This window comes from Candidatus Aminicenantes bacterium (assembly GCA_026393855.1).
Classification (GTDB): domain Bacteria; phylum Acidobacteriota; class Aminicenantia; order Aminicenantales; family UBA4085; genus UBA4085.
Map to the genome: position 1 here is coordinate 89,136 of JAPKZJ010000009.1, position 19,149 is coordinate 108,284.

Genomic DNA, 19,149 nt, shown 5'->3' on the forward strand with positions numbered 1-19,149 from the left:
CGGCCGTCACGCCGGGCGCGCCGGACGATCGGTAGGCGCGGCCGCTCCCGTCCCCCCGTAGACGCCGATCTGGTGGATCAGCTGGTGGCGGCTTTTGACGTCCATCTTACGGTACAGGCTGTAGACGTGGCTCTTGACGGTATGGATGGAGATGTGGAGGGCGCTCTCGATCTCCTTGTAGCTCTTGCCGTCGATCATAAGCTCCAGGATCTCCATTTCCCGGGCCGACACGCCGCGGGCTTGCCCTATTGCGGCGAGGTTGAACTGCTCTCCAAGGACCTTGCCCAGGCTGCCCGCCCAGGGACCGAAATAAGCCTTCAGCCAAATGCCCGGCAGGAGATTCGTATAAAGGCCGAGCAGCTTGGAGAGCGCCAAGGCCACGAATACCGCTCCGCCCGGGTTCCAGACGCTCAGGGCCAGATGCAAGGGATAGCGCGCCAGGAACAGCAAGGCGAAGGCACCGTCGACCCTCCGCTGTCCCGGATCGGCGGCCTTCCGGCTTTCCGCAAGCAGCCGGCCGAGCCAGAACATGTCGAGGAGGCCCAGGGGCCAGACCAGGGCGAGCCAAAACGTGTTCTCCGGTCTATGGGGGGTCAAGGCCGGGTATCTAAGCGCCAGGAAGTACCAGGCTATCACCGCGACGCCGAAAACCCCTACGACGGGCACGACCCATTTGGGCAAGTCCTTGTCCCGGCGCCGGAATATGGCCCGGTAAAGTGAAATGTGGACTCCCACGGTGAGGGCGGTCAGGACGGGCCATTCGACGAATTTGTACCAGAAGGAGAGGCTCGACAGCTGAGCCGGCGTGAGATTGCTCTGTCCGTAAGTGCTGAAGAAAACGGCCAAGGCCAACCCGTTGTAGAAGACCAGGAAAAGCCCCAGGTTATCGAGCTTGGACCCGGGGAAGCGGCGGGACCTTTGGCGGAACTCGACGACGGCCCAGACCCCGACGATCAGGATAAGAACCGTGGTCAGGACGTTGAAGTGCTTCAAGGCGCAAAATTCCAAGTGACGATATGGATTATAGGGGAACAGACGCGAACGTGACAAGACCGCCGAGAAGAGGCCGCTCCCCGGGGCGCCCGCCCCCGGCCTCGGGAATCGGTATGATTCTTCAATCTCACGCGGTTTCCCGATTGCCGGACGCCTTGCCGTCCCCTATGATGCGCCCGGTCCGACCGTGTCCCCAGGCGGTTCCGATATTCAGGGAACCGGCGCGGGAGCGGGCGAAAAGGAGATGACCATGGCGCCGACTTCCTCAACCATGAAAGCGATCGTCTATACCGAATTTGGTTCCCCCGACGTCCTCCGGTTCGAGGAGACCGCTCGGCCGATGCCCAAACCCAACGAGATCCTGGTCCGGATCCGGGCCGCAAGCGTCAATTTCGGGGATACCATGGCCCGGAGCTTCAAGGCCGTCACGCCCCGTGGATTCAACATGCCCTTCTTGTTCTGGCTGATCGCGAAGGCGAGCATCGGATGGAACAAGCCCCGGATCCGGATTTTGGGAAACGAGTTCGCCGGGGACGTCGTCTCGGTCGGCCGGGACGTCAAGCGCTTCAAGCCCGGCGATCAGGTGTTCGGCTATACCGGCCAACGCTTCGGCGCTTACGCCGAGTTCCTGTGCCTGGCCGAAAGCGCCCCGGTGGCCCATAAGCCCGCCAACCTGACCATCGAGGAGGCCGCCGTCATCCCCTACGGGGCCATGATGGCCCTGCCCCTTCTACGCAGGGCGAACCTCCAGCCGGGGCGGACGATCCTGATCAACGGGGCCAGCGGCGGGATCGGCTCGGCCGCGGTGCAGATCGCCAAGCATCTCGGGGCCGAGGTGACCGCGGTTTGCGGAGGGCCCCGGCTGGAATTCGTCCGAGCCCTGGGGGCGGATCGGGCGATCGATTACGAGGAACAAGACTTCACCCGGAACGGCGAGACCTACGATGCGATCTTTGACATCCTGGGCCGGGCGCCCTTTTCGCGCTGCCGGCATTCGCTCAAGGCCCGCGGAGTTCTCCTCTACGCCAGCTTCAAGACGCGGCATCTCCTGGCGATGATTCGGACGTCCCTTTCCGGCGGCCTGCGGGTCGTCTGCGCACTCGCGCCTGGAAGCCTCAAGGATTTGCTCGTAGTTAAAGAACTGGTCGAGGCCGGGAAGATCAAGGCGATCGTCGATAGGCGTTTCCCCATGGACCGCGCCGCCGAAGCGCACAGATACGTCGAGACCGGGCGCCGGAGGGGGGCTGTGGTCATCATTATGGCCCCCGGCACCGAAGGAGAGGGAAACGGCTGATTTCCGCTTCGATCCCGAGATTCGGTCCGCTCTTAATTTGCACATATTTTGTCAGCCTATTTGTCGCGGGCTTCGTATTCATATTCGGAGTGTGACCACCATGCGCAGATCATATGCCTTTGGAGCCGTCGTCCTATTCATCCTCGCAACCGCTTTTTCCGGGCTCGTTGCCCAGACTCCGAAGCCGGTCAACAATGCCGGCGAAAATGTCCTGGTCAAGGTGGAGAAGCCGATCGCAGCCCCCGAGTCTTATCGGACCGGGTTCTCCGTCATTACCGCCCGGGATAGCCGGGTCTTGCTCTCCTATCTGTCATCGGACCTGCTGGAAGGTCGGGAGAGCGGATCCCGCGGCTATCGGCTGGCCGCCGAATACGCGGCCTCCCTCTTCGCCCTCTGGGGGCTCGAACCGGCCGGCGATGCGGGGAATGGCGCCGGGCGCGACTATTTGCAGGAAGTCGTGATGAAAGAGTATACCGGCCTGGGATGTACGGCCACCTGGTCGGCTCGCGAGGGGGAAAGCTCGGGAGGCCGGACTTTTCATGAAGGGGTCGATTTGGAGAACTATTACCGGAACCGCATTCCGGAAGTCGTTTCCGCCCCGGTGGTCTTCGCCGGCTACGGCCTCAGCGAACCGTCGGCCGCCTACGACGATTTCGCCGGGCTCGAACTGAAAGGCAAAATCGTCATGCTCCTCGACGATGTCCCCGGTCGGGGCAACCCGGCTTCTCCGTTTGCGAAGGGGGAGGCAGGGGAGAAGCCGAGGGCCGTGATCTGGTTCGACGGCCTCAAAAAAGCGAACGCGGCGGCCGCGCGGGGGGCCCGGGCCGTCTTGGTGGTCAGGAATTCGCTCTCCGCGGGCGACGTTTACGCCGAAATGGGGCCCCCGGCGCCGAATGATGCGCGCCCGATCCTCCACGAACCCAGTCGTCTCGTCACGCTGCCCGGAGCCAAGCGTGACGGGGGCGCCATCTTCATCTCCCGCGAAATGGCCGACTTTATTCTGGCCTCGTCCGGCCGGACCATCGCTAGCCTGAAGGCGGAAATCGAATCCCGCTGGAAGCCGGCCTCGTTTGAAATCCCCGGCGGCGCACTGACCATTCGCAACAGCGCTGAAAGCGAGCGAATATTGCGCTGCTATAACGTCATCGGCGTGATCCCGGGGAGCGATCCACGGCTGAAAAACGAGGCGGTGGTCATCGGCGCCCATTTGGATCACCTGGGCCAGCGGGGCGATTATATCTTCAACGGGGCCGACGACAACGGCAGCGGCGTCACCGGCACCCTGGAGATGGCCCGGGCCGTCGCCTCCCTGCCGCGCAAGCCGAAACGGTCCATGGTCTTCTGCCTATGGACAGGGGAGGAGCTGGGCCTGCTCGGCTCGGCTTTCTATCTCCAACACCCTGTTTTCCCGCCGGCGCAAACGGTCGCTTATCTTAATCTCGATATGATCGGGCGGTCCCCCGACGATTCGAGCTTCAAGGCCCGGCTGAAACGACTGAAGGTTCCCGCCGAAGCCCAAAGCAGGATCGCGGCCGACAATTTCGCCGTCGTCGCGTTCCCGGCCGGGCAGGGGTTGGGGGAGATCCTGAGCCGCGCCGATCAGGCCGTCGGCCTCGATCTTTGGCCCCAGGCCGAGGCGATCGCCAAGACTTCGGGCCTGGTCAGCGATTACGCTTCCTTCGCCGAGGCCCGCGTCCCCTATCTCTCTTGGATGGGGGGAACGCACGAGGATTATCACCAGACCAGCGACAGCCTCGATAAAATCAACCTGGAGCGGATGGCCAAGATCATCCGTTTGACCTATCTCAGCGCCCTGACCCTGGCCGATCAATAGAGAAAAAGCCCAAACGGCGGCCTCGATCTTTTCCGGCGTCGCCAACCCGGAGGCTGGAACGCCCGTCTTTACTAGGGACCGCGACGGCCCTCTCGCGGCGATCGATTTGCCAATAGGGAGCCGAGCGGTGTCTATAGACGACAATAAGACGAATCTTTTCGAAAAAATTATAGAAAGGTGATGCGCGATGAAAATAATTTTAGTTCTGTTGTTCGAACTCCTGGTTGTCTTTGGAATGGTTCAGGCTCAGGTCGACGCGCGGATGATGCAAAACCCTGACGTTTCGAAGACGCAGATCGTCTTCACGTATGGCGGAGACCTATGGGTCGTACCCAAGGAGGGCGGAACGGCTTTGAAATTGAGCTCTTCGCCGGGCCAGGAACTCTTCGCCAAATTCTCTCCGGACGGCTCGGAGATCGCTTACAGCGCGACCTACAAAGGCAACGGCGATGTCTATGTCATCCCCGCTTTGGGCGGCGCTCCCGCGCGGGTGACCCACCATGGGATGAACGACAGGTTCATCGATTGGTATCCGGACGGAAAAAACTTGCTCTACGCTTCGTCCATGGCCAGCGGCAGGCAGAGCTTCAGGCAATTTTATAAAGTGGGTAAAAGCGGCGGCCTGCCCGAAAAGCTCCCCATCCCTTACGGAGAGACGGCATCGCTGTCGCCCGACGGAACGAAAATCGCCTATACCCCGGCCAGCCAGGCTTTCCGGACGTGGAAACGATACCGCGGCGGCTGGCAACCGGATATTTGGATTTACGATCTGTCGAAGAATGCGGCCGAGAACATCACCGATAGCCCTTCCGACGACGAATTCCCGATGTGGTCCGGAAACAAAATCTACTATCTCTCGGATCGCGGTCCGGACTTGCGGACCAACATCTGGTCGTACGATCTTTCCGCGAAAAAGCATGAACAAATCACGAAGTTCACGGATTTCGACATCCACTTCCCATCTCTCGGTCCCTCCGACATCGTTTTCGAGAAAGGCGGCCGGCTGTATCTGTTGAGCTTGGCCGATGAAAAATATCGCGAGGTCGCGATAAAGCTGGTGACCGACGAGATCACGCTCATGCCTAAAGTCGAAAAGGTCGCCGACCTCATTCAAAACTGCGGACTTTCCCCTGACGGCAAGTGCGCCGTTATCGAGGCCCGGGGCGAGATCTTCTTGATCCCGGCGGAAAACGGTCCCCTCTTCAATCTGACCAAGAGCTCCGGAGTGGCCGAACGTTTTCCGGCTTGGTCGCCGGATGGGAAATCCATCGCTTATTGGAGCGACCGGTCGGGCGAATACGAATTGACGATCAGGGACATGGAGAAGCCCGCCGAAGAAAAGAAGCTCACCACCTATGGGCCGGGCTTTCGCTATCAATTGTTCTGGTCCCCCGACAGCAAGAAGGTCGCCTTTGTCGACAAAGCGATGGAGATTTTTATTTTTAATCCGGGAACCGGCGAGACCACGAAGGTGGATAAAGGACTGTACCTCTTTGCCGGCGCTTTGGATGGATTCAGCGTGAGCTGGTCCTCCGACAGCCGGTGGATGGCCTATTCCAGAGGCCTGGAGACGCGGAGATCGGCCATTTTTATATATGACCTGAAAGAGAATCGATTGCATCAGGTGACCTCAGGCTATAACAACGACGCCAATCCCGTTTTTGATCCCGACAGAAAATATCTCTATTTCGCGACAAACCGGACGTTCAACCCGCTGCATAGCGGCATGGAGTTCACCTTCTTTTACGCCAACTCGACGAACATCGCGGCCGTGCCGTTGACCGAAGACATCGCCTCTCCTTTAGCTCCGAAGAACGATATGCCGGCCGTCAAGAAGGACGAGCCAAAGAAAGAGGAGCCGGCAGCAAAAAAGGACGAGAAGGCCGTAAAGGATGCGAAAGAGGTCAAGATCACTCTTGAGAATTTCGAGAGCCGGCTGGTCCTCCTGCCCGCCGCTCCCGGCAATTACGGCGCTTTGGCGGCGGTTTCGGGCAAGGTGATCTATCATCGGCAGCCGAACACGGGCGCATCCGCGTCCGTTCAGCCGGTCGTCTTTTATGATCTCGAAGAACGGGAAGAGAAGACGATCATTGAGGATGCGGAGCTCTTCACGATCAGCGCCGACGGCAAGAAGATGCTGGTGGGGAATAACGGGGCGTTTTCCGTTTTGGACATCGCTCCGGGCCAGAAGATGACGAAGATGATGCCGACCGCCCAGACGGAGATGACGATCGATCCGCGCGCGGAATGGAAGCAGATCTTCAATGACGTCTGGCGATTCGAGCGTGATTTTTTCTACGATCCGAACATGCACGGACTCGATTGGAAGGCCGTCGGCGAGCGCTATCAGAAGCTTATCGACGACTGCGTCACGCGATGGGACGTCAGCTATTTGATCGGAGAATTGATCGGCGAGCTGAGCTCCTCGCATACCTACAACTCGGGAGGCGATACGGACGAGGCGACGCCGAGAAACGTGGGCTATTTGGGGATCGATTGGGAAATTGCAGACGGCGCGTATCGGATTAAAAAGATCATCGACGGAGCTCCTTGGGATTCCGAGGTCCGTTCCCCTCTCCGGATGCCCGGGCTGAAGGTCAAGGAAGGCGACTACATCATGGCGGTGAACGGAGAGCTTCTCGATGTCCGCCAAGATCCATGGGCGGCTTTCGAAGGGCTGGCCGGCCGAACGATCGAGCTGACCATCAACGGCAAGCCGGGCTTCGAAGGGGCTCGAAAGATCGTGGTCAAGACGCTCGGCGATGAAACGCGCCTCAGATATCTGGCCTGGGTCGAATCCAACCGGAAGCGCGTTGAAGAAGCGACCCAAGGGAAGATCGGCTATATCTACGTGCTCAACACCGGGACCGACGGACAATCCGAATTGATCCGACAGTTAGCCGCCCAGTACAAGAAGGACGGACTGATCATCGACGAGCGGTTCAACGGCGGGGGACAGATCCCCTACCGCTTTATCGAACTGCTCGATCGGAAACCGCTGGCGTTCTGGGCGGTGCGGGACGGAATGACGTGGCAAGTGCCTCCCCTCGCCAATTTCGGCCCCAAGGTCATGCTGATCAACGGCTGGAGCGGGTCCGGGGGCGACGCCTTCCCGGACTTTTTCCGGAAAGAAAAACTGGGCCCGCTCGTCGGGATGAGGACCTGGGGCGGCCTGATCGGCATAACCGGTTCGCCCAGCTTGATCGATGGCGGGACGGTCACGGTGCCGACGTTCCGAATGTATGACCCGGACGGAAAATGGTTCAAGGAAGGCCACGGCGTCGATCCCGATATCGAGGTCATCGACGACCCCGCCCAATTAGCTAAGGGCGTTGATCCGCAGCTCGAACGGGGGATCCAGGAAATCCTGAAGCTCCTGGAGAAGAATCCGCCGGTCAATCCGAAACAGCCGGCTTACGAGAAGAGGTGAAGGATCGCTTCATCCGACGATCGATTCGCTTATAAGGGAAAGACTATGTGCATCATGAAAAATAAAAAATTGATTATGGGGGCCCTCATAATCACATGGGCGGCCCTGTCGGCCGCGGCCGCGGAGACGCGGCTGCTTCGCTACCCGGACATCCATAAAGACCAAATCGCCTTCTGCTATGGCGGGGACATCTATACCGCCTCTGTTAACGGGCAAAACGTCCGACGGCTCACGTCCTTACCGGGGGAGGAGCTCCTGCCGAAGTTTTCGCCCGATGGAGAGCAGATCGCTTTCACGGCGGAGTTCGAGGGGAACAAGGAAATCTATGTGATGTCGGCCCATGGCGGGAAGCCTCGGCGGTTGACCTTTCATCCCGCGGATGAATATGTTGTCGACTGGCACCCGGATGGAACCCATATTCTCTTCCGTTCCAACGGCAGCAGCTTCAGCTACAGGTTCAACCGGCTCCATTCCGTGCCGGTTCAGGGGGGACTTCCTGCGGTGCTTGAACCCGCGGAAGCGGATTTGTCCAGCTATAACGATCAGGGGGATCAAATCGCGTTTTGCCGGACCAGCCTCGAGACGCTGCCTTGGAAAAGGTACCGTGGCGGCGCCGGACCGAGTATCTGGACATTTGATTTCAAAACCCACAAGTCCGAGCTGGTCGTCGATGACGCCTCGATCAATCATCATCCCCTCTGGATCGGGGATGCCATCTATTTCGTCAGCGACCGGGGCGAAGCCAAGGAGCAGAATCTGTGGGCTTACGATTGCCGAAGCCGAGCCGTCCGGCAGCTGACCTTTTATAAGGACTGGGGCGTCAAATGGCCGAGCCGGGGCGGCGGGAAGATCATCTACGAGAACGAGGGCCGGCTCTGCGTCTATGACGTGAAAACCGGGCGCATCTCCGCTATCCGGATCGAGATCGGGCTTCCCGACGGCTTCCTCACACCGACGGTTAAGAACGTCCAGGACAAGATATCCTCCGTCGCCCTGTCGCCCGACGGGAAGAAGGTGATTGTGGGCGCCAGGGGCGAGCTGTTCGGCCTGGACCCCGAAAAGAAGATCACCCGCAACCTGACCGAAACGCCCGGCGTCAACGAGCGAGCCGCGGTCTGGAGTCCGGACGGCCGATCCTACGCCTACATCTCGGATCGCTCCGGCGAGGAACAAATCTATGTTCAATCGGAGGAAGGCGGTGGGCCGCCGGTCCAGGTCAGCCGCTGCGAGCCGTCGAAGCTGGGCGGGCTCAATTGGTCGCCCAACGGCAATAAAATCGGATATTCCGACAAACGGGCCGCCTTCTATGTCATCGACCTGGAGACTCGGGAAACCCGGAAGATATTTTTTAACGAGTATTTCGCCAGTGAGCGGTACGTGGCGGCGGCCTGGTCTCCCGACAGCCGGTGGCTGGCCTACGAGGTCGGCAATCCCAACTGGTGCAGCTCCATCTTTCTATATTCCTTCGATGCCGACCGGGCCTTTCGGGTGACCGACGAATCGTCGAGCGCCTATAACCCCCGCTTCGATCCGGACGGAAGATACCTCTTCTGGATCGCGGACTGCGCCGTCGAGGTAGCGGATTCCTACGGCGATGAAGACCATCATATGCTCAACCCCTCCAAGATCGTCGTCGCCACGCTGCAAAGAGACCGGCTCTCCCCGTTCTCTCCCGGCGGGGGAGGCGTCCCCGGCCCGGGGAGCCCGGCCGCCTTTCCGATCCGGATCGACGTCGACGGCTTGGGGCAAAGGATCACGACTCTGCCCGTCGCCAATTCGAATTATCGGGATCTGACGGCCCGCTCGGGGCGGTTGATCTACCGCTCCGAACCGGACGGCGGCGAGCCGGCCGTCAAGATCTTCGACCTGGCTGGGCCAAAGGAATCGACTCTGTTGAACGCGGGCTATGCCGTCTATCCGGCCGCCCGCGCGGACAAGCTCCTCTATTCCGGCTCCGGCCGGGTCGGCCTGCTCGACATCCGGGCGGATCAAAAAGCCGGCGACGGGCTTATCGATCTGAGCGGCCTGCGCATGACGGTCGATTATCGGCAGGAGTGGCGGCAGATGTTCACCGACGCCTGGCGCATCCAGCGGGATTTCTTTTTCGACGAGAAATTGCGCGGCGTCGATTGGGAGGCGATGAAAAGGAAATATGAAGTTTTCCTGCCGGATGTGGCTTCGCGCCGGGATCTCAACTCCCTGATCGAGGACATGTTTGCGGAGCTGGGCCAAAGCCACGTGGAAATCAATGGCGGTGAAGGGCCGAGCCTGCCCGTCCACAAAAACGGCTTGCTCGGGATCGATCTCGAATTCGATCGAGCGCACCGGCTTTATAGGATCACCAGGATCTATCGCGGGCGGAACTGGGACGCGGATAGGGTCAGCCCCTTGACGCTGCCCGGCCTGAATATCAAGAGCGGCGACTATCTCTTGGCGATCGACGGGACTCCTTTGGAGGAGCGGGTGAATCCCGATTCCCTGTTGGTGGACAAGGCCGGCGAAAACACGGTCCTGACGATACACGATAAGCCCGTCTGGGCGGGGGCCCGAACGATGACGGTTAAACCCGCGTCTTATTCGGCCCGCCAAGGCGATCTGCTGCGATACAACGATTGGGTTTTGAGCAATATGGACGCGGTGAACCGGGCGAGCGGCGGCAAGATCGGCTATCTGCACATTCCCGACACCTACTATCCGGGGATAGAGGCCTTTTTCCGCTACTTCTATGCCCAGATTCATAAAGAGGGACTTATCGTGGACATCCGCTTCAACAGCGGCGGCTATTCCCCCTATTGGATGATCGAGCGCTTGAACCGTTCGATGATTTACTATTCCCGCATGCCCTATGGCAAAGCCCCCATCAAGGAGCCGGGGCCGGGCTTTTTCGGCTTGAAGGTCTGCTTGATCAACGAATGGGCCGAGTCGGGGGGGGAGAATTTCGCCTCGATCTTCCGCCTTTTGAAGAGCGGCCCGCTCGTCGGCCGCCGGACGGCCGGCAACCTGGCCTCGGCGAGGGACTATGCCCTGATGGACCGGGGGGTGGTCACATATCCCGCGGAGGGCAAGAAGACCGTCCGCGGCGAGGATTTCGTCGAGAACGCCGGAGTTTCTCCGGATATCAAGGTGGCGAACCGGCCGGAGGATTTCGTCCGGGGCATAGACAGGCAGCTGGAGCGGGGCGTCCAGGAGCTCCTGAAGCAACTGGCCAAAACGGGAAAGGATCATTGACGGCATCGGCTCGCGGGCCGCTTGCGCGCCGTTGGCGACGGTCTTTTTATTGACCTCCCGGCCTCGCGGGGTTATAATGAGATGAGGCCATGAACGTATGTCGTCTCTTCAGATCGCCGAACCGGTTGTATCCGTCCCCGTCCGGGCCTCGGTCCGCCCGACCCTGATTTTCGATTTCGACGGCACCCTGGCCGACACCCTCTCCGCCATCGTCGGGATGGTCAACGAGCACGCCGACGAGTTCCACTTCAAGCCGCTTGACGAGAACGACGTGGAGGAGATGCGCGGCCAATCCAACATGGAGATCATCCGCCGGTTCGGCATTCCGCTGATCAAGGTCCCCGGTCTGCTCCTGCGCTCGCAGAAGGAGCTCCACCGCCGGATGAACGAAATCGATCTCTTTCCCGGCATCCGCGAGCTCATCCTCTGCCTTAAGGCCGAAGGTTTCGGGCTGGGGATTCTGACCTCGAACTCGAAGGAAAACGTCCAGAAGCTCCTCCGCGAGCGCGACTTGGACGTTTTCGACTTCATCCATTCCGAATCCAACCTCTTCGGCAAGAATCGGGCCCTTCACCATCTGATGAAGCTCCATAGCCTGAAACGAGAAGAAGTGGTCTATGTGGGCGATGAGGCGCGGGACATCGAAGCCTGCCGCCGCATCCCGGTTGCCGTCATCGCGGTGAGCTGGGGCTTCCACCGCCGCGATCTGCTCCTGGGCCGCGATCCCGATTACCTGGTCGACACGCCGGACGAGATCCGATCCATCGTCTTGGGCTGAAGCCCCGCTCGTCGGGGGATGATCCGAAGCCGATACGGCGCCTCGAGCATGGATTCCTTTGAAATCTGCTCGAGCGAGATGTTCAGCAGGTATAAACTCAGGCCTCGCGTCTGGTAGACGGCCGCCGGCCGGAACACCAGTGTTTTCGTCTCCCCGTCGGTTCGATCCGCGAGGAGCGGCACGTCGAAGAGGGACATCGAGGCCCGGTGCGACCCCTTGAGGGATCCGTAGTTGAGCTCGATCGTAGTCAAAGGCTCGCGAGAGGCGAAATAGATCGTATACGACTTTGGGAAATGGAGATACAGCGAGCCGTCGGGTCCGGGAATAACACCCGAACCCGCTTGCTCCAGATAAAACCCCAGCCGCCCGCCGCTCGGGAAATCAACCTTATGCGCGGCCGATAAGGCCGGCCGGGGAAAGGCCGTCCACATGGCGAGGGCGCCCGTCAGCAGGAGGGCGGCAGTACCGGTATGGAATCCCGGCGACAACGGCTTTGTCGCCTTACGCCCGAAGACTAGGTAGGCAGCGACGAACAGGACTAGGATCCCCACCCAGACGAGATTCGGAAGATAGCCGCGGTTTTCAACTTTAATGAACGACGGAAGGAGCGGCGGCAGGTAGAAACGCATATTGCTCAAGTGGATGAATAAATCGCCGGCCCGCCGCGTGTAGTCGTGGGTCGTCGGCTGGTAGAGAAACTGGGGATGGGTCAGGAGAATTCCCGAGATCGCCGCCCCCGCGGCCGCGGCCAGTCCGAACAGCCAGCGGAAGACGCGGTTTCCGGTATAGGCTAGGAAATAGCCGACCGCGACGGCGCCGATCCAGGAGATGGGCGTCAGGACGCGGCCCTGCGGGCAGAAACCCTGGCGATGGGTGAAAAAGGCGTAGTTGAGGACGAAGGGGGAGGCGATGAGAAGCAGGCGGATCAGCTCGCCGCGCGCTTTCCGACCCATCTCCACGAATCCCAGCAGGGCGAACAGCCAGAACGGGGCGTAGAGGAACAGCCCATCCCGTTGGTCCAGGAAATAATCCAGGAACGTGTCGACGCGGGCCGAGTGGGGCAGGTCCATGAACGACTTGGTGATGGCCTGGGCTTGCTGGCCCGTGATGGCCCCTTCATAAACCGCGAAAGGCGAGATCGTCCCGTACATCGTCCAGACGCCGAAATAAAACAGCACTAGGCCGAGCAGGGCGGGCCCGACCAGCCACAGGATCTTGGCTCGGGGGCGCTGGGTTTTCCAAAGATCGAACGCCGCGACGGCCAGCAGCGGCCAGAAGATCAGGTTATATTTCAGTCCGAACCAGAAGAACGATCCGAGCAGAAGGCCCAGGAAGGCCAGATGCAGGGATTTCAGGGCCCGGCCGGACCGGACCATTCGGTAAATGTAAATCGAGAAAAGGGCGATCGGGATTTCGGGATACAGATGGACGGCGTAGAAAAGAACGGGCGTGCTGAAGGCATAGACCGCCCAGAGCCCGAGAGCCAAGCCCTCGCGCTTCCAAAGTTCACGGGCCAGGAGATAGAGCTGCAATCCCAGCAGAACGGCCCAGATGATCAGGCTGCCCTTGAGGATCGCGGTCCGGGCGAAGCTGTCGCCGAAGGCTTGGCCGAGCGTGTAGAAAGGAACCATCAGGGCGGAGACGCCCGGCAGGTTGATCGGGTAAACATGGCCCGGCCCCTTTTTGCCTTCCCGGGCGTACATCCCGAGCCGCAGGCGCGGGTCGGCCTTTTGCGAATAGAAGTGGAAATAGTCCCGCTCGGCGTAATTGTTGGCCAGGTTGATGTCGTGGTCGCTGAGCAGGCTGTCGGCGTTGAGGAGATAGTTGGGCTCGTCGCCCGAGAAGGTGACGCCTTCGCGGACGAGGAGGACGGCCGCTCCGGCGTAAAGCAGGAACGCGGCCAGGCCGAGGACGAGCAGGCGGCGCCGGATCGGGAGCGCCAGGAAGCGGCGGCCGATCCCGCGCTTCTTCTTCTTCGCCTTGGGTCCCACGGGCAGGCTCCGGCGCTCGGCCAGGCCGAGGTAGACCGCCGCGGCCAGGGCGAAGGCGAGGCACAACCAGAGGCGGATCCGGAAGTCGTCGCGGCTCAGGAAATCGCGGAGCAGGGCGGGGGCGAAGAGCAGCCCGGCCAACGGCCAGAGGGCCAGGGCGCCGGCCCGGAACCGCTCCTCCTCGGGCCGGCCCGAGGCCAGGCTTTCCGATCGGGCCAGCAATTGGAGGCTCAAGGCCAAGCCGAAGAAGAAGGCCGCCCAGAGCGCCAGCAAGGGAAACCAAAGTCGCCCCTTCACCAGCAGGCCGTGGCCGAGGATGCTGAAGGCGGGCGATTGCCGGAGCAGAGCCAGCCAGAGGGTCAGCCCGCCCGATGCGGCCAACAGGATGCCCACGGCCGCGGTCGAGGAGGGTTTCCGCATGGAACCGTGTATAGACCAGTTGATAGGTCAAGTCAAGGCACGGCCCGGGCGGCGGCGGGTTTGAGGCGGCCGGGAAATATGGTACATTCCCCCCGAGGAAAACGCCCATGCCGAGCAAGCGCGACCGCAAAGTGATCGTCATCATGCCGGCCTACAACGCCGAAAAAACCCTGCCGCGTACGCTTAACGATATCCCCATGGACTGGGTGGACGAGATCATCCTGGTCGACGACCATAGCCGCGACGGAACCGTCGCTCTGGCCCGGGATCTGGGGCTCGAGGTCTTCGTCCATCCGGCGAACCGGGGCTACGGCGGAAACCAGAAGACCTGCTACACCGAGGCCCTCAATCGGGGCGGCGAGATCATGGTCATGATCCACCCCGACCACCAGTACGACCCGACCGTCATTCCGCAGATGATCCAGCCGATCCTGGAGGGCCGCTGCGATGCGGTCTTCGGGTCGCGCATGCTGGGCGGCCGACCCCTGGAAGGCGGGATGCCCAAGTGGAAGTACTTGGCCAATATCTTCCTGACGGCGGTCGAGAACGCCACCTTCTACATGTACCTCACGGAGTACCATTCGGGGTTGCGGGCCTACTCGCGCCGCTACCTGGAAACCGTCAAATTCATGGCCAACTCGGACGACTTCGTCTTCGACTCCGAGATCATCGCCCAGGGCGTCCTGCACGGGATGCGGATCCGCGAGATTCCCATCGAGACCCGCTATTTTGAGGAAGCCTCGCAGATCGGGATGGGGCGGTCGATCGTCTACGGCCTGTCGATCCTCAAGACCCTGCTCAAGTTCAAGCTGCACAAGAAGGGGATTCTGAAGTTCGCGATATTCAATTAACAGGATGGCTCTCTTCCATTCTGTTTGGCCTGCATCTTGGTATCCGGCCCGGCGGCGCGGGTTTTTCGCGCCTTCCTCGCGCTACTCTTCTCGGCGCCTGCGGAACTCCGCATACCAGTCCTTACTGGCTTACATGACTTCCCACTCTGTCTCGTTTTCGTTCGATCATCGCGTGCTCAAACATCCCGCGGCGCCCGTTGGGTACCCTCGAAGAGGTGCGCAGGAAGTCTAAACCCGCGCGGTTTCGCCGTTGGCCGGATACCAAGCCGCCTGACCATCCCAAACAGAATGGAAAAGAGCCGAACGATTAAATCGGGCTGAGCGCGAACTGGTAGGGGAAATCGATCGTCTTGGCCCCGGACAGATTTTTGATCCCGATCGAGACGCGGTAGACGTATTCGCCGCCGCGGCGGTAGGCTGGGGGCGCTTCGAAAACCCGCATATCCAGCGCGTGTTTGGTGATGTACGTCTCGGCTTTGTCGTCCCAGAACCCCAGCCGCAGCTCGTAGTCGCCCTGGCCCGACCCAAAGTCGATGCGCAGCTTGTCCAGACGGGTCGGCGAAGCGAAATAGAAATCGTAGTCCCGCCCGTCCTCGAGCAGGGAGAATCGAGCCGGCTGATGCATATGGGCGACGCGGGAGAGGTTGTAAAAGGTCCAGGTCGGCCCGCCGGGGAGAGCAGCCGGCGCGGGAGCGAAGAGGACCAGCCGCGGCACGGCCGTAAACCAGACGAAGAAGAGGGCTAGGACGATCGCCGTGATGCCGAGGTGGCCGGCGAAGGGCAACCGCTTTGCTTTTTTGCGGGCCAACAGGAACACGGCGATGAACGCGGCCGTGATCGCGGGCCAGACGAAGTTCGGCGTCCAATGCCAGTCCTCGACCTTGAGGAACGAAGGCAGAATCTTGGGCAGGGAGAGATGGAGATTGCTCAGGATGTAGAAAAGATCGCCTCCCCGATCCGTGGCGCCTTGAGTCGTCTCCTGATAGAGCGCCAGGGGATTTTGGAGGAGAAGCCAGGTGATGAGCAGGCTTAGTCCTGCGGCGGCGTTGAAGAGCCCCGCGAAGATACGCTTGCGCTCGGAAGCCAGATAGGCCCCCAGAAAAAGAATCGGCGCCCAGATCGCGGCGACTAGGGTCCGGGCTTGCGGGGCATACCCCGTGCGCTGGGTCAGGAAGGCCGAAACCAGCGCGTAGGGTGCGGCGATGGCCAGGATGAGCCAAGCCTGCTTGGATTTCTTCCGGGCCATCTTGAAGAAGCCCAGGAAGGCGAAGAAATAGACCGGGGCGTAGAGCAGAAGCCCATCGCGCTGATCGAAGAAATAGCCGGCCAGCGTTTCCAGCCGATAGCGGAACGGGATCCCGGACCAGAGCATCTTGAGGAAGCCCAGCGTCTGCCTGCCGTCCATCGGTCCCTGCCACGAGACCGAAGTCGGATTGAGCGAACCGTAGAGCTTGTAGGAGAACCAGAGGTAGAGAGCCGCCAGCACGGCCGGAATGACGAGAAACGCGGCCCAGTCGCGAAGCGGCGTCTTGCGGCGAACGAGCGTCCAAACGCAATAGAGGAAGAGCGGTATCAGGATGAAGATGTACTTGAGGGCGTGGAACCAGACGAAGGCCGGCAGGAGGAATCCACACAGCAGAAGCTTCGCGGTCGTCAGGCGCTCCGAGAAGCGGAAGAGCCGGAAGACTGTGATCGAGAACAAAGCCACCACGATTTCCGGATAGACATGGAGCGAGAAGAAAAAGACCGGGGTCGTGAAGGAGGCCAGTGCCCACAGCCCGAGGGCGAGCCTCTCCCGCCCCCATTCCCGCCGGGCGTAGAGGTAGATCTGCAGGCCGAACAGCCCGCCCAGGAGGGTCATGGCGAATCGGAGCAGGAGGACGAGAGCGCTTTCGCTCAGTCCGCGCCCGAGGGCATAGAAGGGCAGCAGATAGAACGAGACGCCGGGCGAATGGAAGGAGTATTGGCCGCCGGGTTTTCTTCCGGCCAGGGCGTGCGGCCGGATGACGACGTTGTCCGGCGTGAATTCGTGATAGTCGGCCTCGGCGTAATTATTGGCCAGGTCGAGATCGCCGTCCCGGAGCAGGCTGACCGTGTTGATGATGTAATGCGGTTCGTCTCCGGAAAAGGTGATGCCCTTGGAGGACAAAATGACGGAAGCGCCGTTGGTAACCAACAGGGCCGTTAGGAACAAAAGCGGCAGCTTGCGTTTGACGTCGAGAGCCAGGAATTTAGCCCAAGCCCCCTGCCACCGCGGCGGGTGATCGGGCGCGACTTCGCGCCAGCGGACGATCTTGAGATAAAGGACGGCCATAAAAACGACCGTGAGCCATAAGCCGAGCCGCGCCGCCAGGTCCTGATGCGTCGTGTAATGCCGCAAGGCCATCGGCGTCAAGGCCAGGAAGAGGAGGGGCGCCCAGGTTCCCACATCGAGATCGATCGCTTGCTTGTAGGGAAAGCCGGTGGCTCGGGCCATGAAATGGGAGGCCAAGGCCCATAGCCCCAGAAGGAAGACGAAAATCACCGCGGCCGAGACGGCCAGAAGCCCGGGGGCGACCTTCAGCGCATGAGCGGAAAACCGGTAGGAGCTTGCGGCCTGCCGGAGCTGCAGAACGCCGGCGACGAGGATGGAAAAAAGAGCGAAGACCGGCAGGCGCAGGGACGAAGGAAGCTTCGACACACCGTTTTTATGAAAACGGTGTAAGCGGCTCATGCGGGGATGATGGATGAGAGTACTCATAAAGTCAAGCCGACGGAAATCGGGTATAATCCGGCCGTGGATGCGCCGCGGACCGTCTTTCTCGAGCTGACCAGCCATTGCAACATGCACTGCGAATTCTGCCCGTCCGACATCCTGCGGCGGGAGAAAGGGACGCTGGCCGCATCCGTCGCGGATCGCTTTCTCGACCAGCTTCACGCTCTCGATATGCGCCCGCCCATCCTGCTCAATGTGCTGGGCGAGCCGCTCCTCAACAAAGCCGTTTTTCCCCTCCTCGACCGGCTGGAGCGGGACGGCCATCTCGTCACGCTCATCACCAACATGACCCTCCTGACCGATCCGCAGGTTCGGCGCGAGCTTCTGCGCCACTCCAACCTGACCCTGGCCTTGAGCCTTCAGACCGCGACTTCCGAAGCCTATCGGATGCGGGGCTACCCGCGGATGCCGTTCGATGAGTTCTTCGGGCTCGTCTTCGAGGTCATCGAGGACAAGTTCCGGCTGGCCAGCGGCACCCGGCTGGAGATCCACATCGCATCGAGCTATGTCGTGGCCCATGACCCGACCATCCAAAGCGATATTCCCCTGCGGCTCTGGCCCAATTTCGCCGACGAGAAGGCCGAGCGCCGCTGGATTCGGAAGACCCTGCGGCGGCTTGAAGCCTTCGGCCGGCGGATGAGGCGGACTTACCCGGAGGCTTATGCCGGCGAGAAGTCCCGGATCGAATCCCTCTACAAGGACCAGATTGGGACGAAGATCGCCGTCTCGCGAAAGGCCCTGCCCGCGGATTTTCACCGCCTGAAAGACGAGGTCTTCTGGGGCTATATGGTCATGCCCCATACGCTCCTTGTCTTCAAGTCGTTCGAGCTGTGGACCCGCGACGAGGCTTTCCTGCGGCGGGCGCTCCCCCCAGGCACGGTTTTCTATGTCGAGGAGAATCCCGGACCCTGGGCCTGCCCGATGACGGAAAGCTTCGGGCTGCTGGCCGACGGGACCTATGTCCTCTGCTGCCTCGACTACGAAGGCGAGATGCATCTGGGCGGCATCGCCTCCACACCCATCGCGGACTTCCTGGGTGGAGAGAGGCGGGCGGCGCTGCGGGCCGACGCCATGATCGAGCCGGTCTGCCGCCGCTGCAAAGGCAACCTCTTCGTCTTCGATGCCGCGCCGCTCCTCGGGACCGAGCAGAAGGTGGATAAGCTCGGCCGAGGCTGGTGGCCGCATGAGTCTGCCTTGCATGGCCGGGGAGGGAGCTGGACCAAGGGCGAGGCGTGGGCCTACGCGTTGGCCCGAATTCCGGCCAAAGCGCTTCGTCTCCGCTTTCTGTCGACCTTCCCCGATGACACGGCCTTCAAGCTGGAGATCCGGACTTACGATGAGCAGGCCATAGCGTTCGGGCTCGGTCCCGTTTTCGAATTCCGGGGCCGGAAAGGGTTGGCCGTCGAGTTCCGGGCCGCGTTCGACTTTCAGCCGGGACGGCTCTACCGGATCGATCTTCTTTCGCCCACTTTCGCCCCCGGCGTCGGCGATCCCCGCCGCCTCGGGCTGGCTGTTTACGAAATCAGCCTCCTGGCTTGATTTAAACCCGAGGCCGGCGTTTTTCGTATGAATCCA

At 61.1% G+C, this 19,149-nt stretch carries 10 protein-coding genes; 7 read left to right on the plus strand and 3 right to left on the minus strand.

Features of this window, described 5'->3' with window-relative positions; genetic code table 11:
- Positions 1–6 precede the first annotated feature (6 nt).
- The gene (locus NTZ26_01230) at positions 7–993 is read right to left on the minus strand and encodes a helix-turn-helix transcriptional regulator (protein ID MCX6559112.1); all 987 of its coding nucleotides are present in this window, start codon (positions 991–993) and stop codon (positions 7–9) included.
- 250 nt (positions 994–1,243) lie between these two features.
- Between NTZ26_01230 and NTZ26_01235 the strand changes: the two genes are divergently transcribed.
- The 5 genes from NTZ26_01235 to NTZ26_01255 all read left to right on the plus strand — a co-directional run bounded on the left by NTZ26_01235 (position 1,244) and on the right by NTZ26_01255 (position 11,557).
- Positions 1,244–2,287, plus strand: coding sequence for an NAD(P)-dependent alcohol dehydrogenase (locus NTZ26_01235; protein ID MCX6559113.1), 1,044 nt, complete (start codon positions 1,244–1,246; stop codon positions 2,285–2,287).
- Between the two features lie 100 nt (positions 2,288–2,387).
- The gene (locus NTZ26_01240) at positions 2,388–4,121 is read left to right on the plus strand and encodes a M20/M25/M40 family metallo-hydrolase (protein ID MCX6559114.1); all 1,734 of its coding nucleotides are present in this window, start codon (positions 2,388–2,390) and stop codon (positions 4,119–4,121) included.
- A gap of 187 nt (positions 4,122–4,308) precedes the next feature.
- Positions 4,309–7,551, plus strand: coding sequence for a PDZ domain-containing protein (locus NTZ26_01245; protein ID MCX6559115.1), 3,243 nt, complete (start codon positions 4,309–4,311; stop codon positions 7,549–7,551).
- A gap of 54 nt (positions 7,552–7,605) precedes the next feature.
- Positions 7,606–10,779 (plus strand): PDZ domain-containing protein, encoded by a 3,174-nt coding sequence (locus tag NTZ26_01250; protein MCX6559116.1) that lies wholly within the window; start codon positions 7,606–7,608, stop codon positions 10,777–10,779.
- A gap of 97 nt (positions 10,780–10,876) precedes the next feature.
- A complete protein-coding gene (locus tag NTZ26_01255; protein MCX6559117.1) occupies positions 10,877–11,557 on the plus strand; it encodes an HAD-IA family hydrolase in 681 nt (226 codons plus the stop codon).
- On the opposite strand, the gene NTZ26_01260 is transcribed toward NTZ26_01255, so the two are convergent.
- Entirely contained in the window at positions 11,509–13,968 is a 2,460-nt protein-coding gene (locus NTZ26_01260; GenBank protein ID MCX6559118.1) for a hypothetical protein, read from the minus strand. The genes NTZ26_01255 and NTZ26_01260 overlap by 49 nt on opposite strands.
- A gap of 107 nt (positions 13,969–14,075) precedes the next feature.
- On the opposite strand from NTZ26_01260, the gene NTZ26_01265 reads away from it, so the two are divergent.
- On the plus strand, positions 14,076–14,819 hold the full coding sequence (locus NTZ26_01265; GenBank protein ID MCX6559119.1) for a glycosyltransferase family 2 protein: 744 nt from the start codon (positions 14,076–14,078) through the stop codon (positions 14,817–14,819).
- Positions 14,820–15,126: 307 nt separating this feature from the next.
- Here the strand turns inward: NTZ26_01265 and NTZ26_01270 are convergent, their stop codons facing one another.
- Complete coding sequence (locus NTZ26_01270) at positions 15,127–17,499, minus strand: hypothetical protein (GenBank protein MCX6559120.1); 2,373 nt, start codon at positions 17,497–17,499, stop codon at positions 15,127–15,129.
- 42 nt (positions 17,500–17,541) lie between these two features.
- Here NTZ26_01270 and NTZ26_01275 point away from each other — a divergent pair, with 42 nt between their 5' ends.
- Positions 17,542–19,113 (plus strand): radical SAM protein, encoded by a 1,572-nt coding sequence (locus NTZ26_01275; GenBank protein ID MCX6559121.1) that lies wholly within the window; start codon positions 17,542–17,544, stop codon positions 19,111–19,113.
- Positions 19,114–19,149: the final 36 nt, after the last annotated feature.

Excerpts from the sequence above, each read along its gene's own strand:
- NTZ26_01265 (MCX6559119.1), top strand. The coding sequence starts at position 14,076 with ATGCCGAGCAAGCGCGACCGCAAAGTGATCGTCATCATGCCGGCCTAC.
- NTZ26_01255 (MCX6559117.1), top strand. The coding sequence starts at position 10,877 with ATGTCGTCTCTTCAGATCGCCGAACCGGTTGTATCCGTCCCCGTCCGG.
- NTZ26_01245 (MCX6559115.1), top strand. The coding sequence starts at position 4,309 with ATGAAAATAATTTTAGTTCTGTTGTTCGAACTCCTGGTTGTCTTTGGA.
- NTZ26_01250 (MCX6559116.1), top strand. The coding sequence starts at position 7,606 with ATGAAAAATAAAAAATTGATTATGGGGGCCCTCATAATCACATGGGCG.
- NTZ26_01260 (MCX6559118.1), bottom strand. The coding sequence starts at position 13,968 with ATGCGGAAACCCTCCTCGACCGCGGCCGTGGGCATCCTGTTGGCCGCA.
- NTZ26_01240 (MCX6559114.1), top strand. The coding sequence starts at position 2,388 with ATGCGCAGATCATATGCCTTTGGAGCCGTCGTCCTATTCATCCTCGCA.
- NTZ26_01235 (MCX6559113.1), top strand. The coding sequence starts at position 1,244 with ATGGCGCCGACTTCCTCAACCATGAAAGCGATCGTCTATACCGAATTT.
- NTZ26_01275 (MCX6559121.1), top strand. The coding sequence starts at position 17,542 with ATGGATGAGAGTACTCATAAAGTCAAGCCGACGGAAATCGGGTATAAT.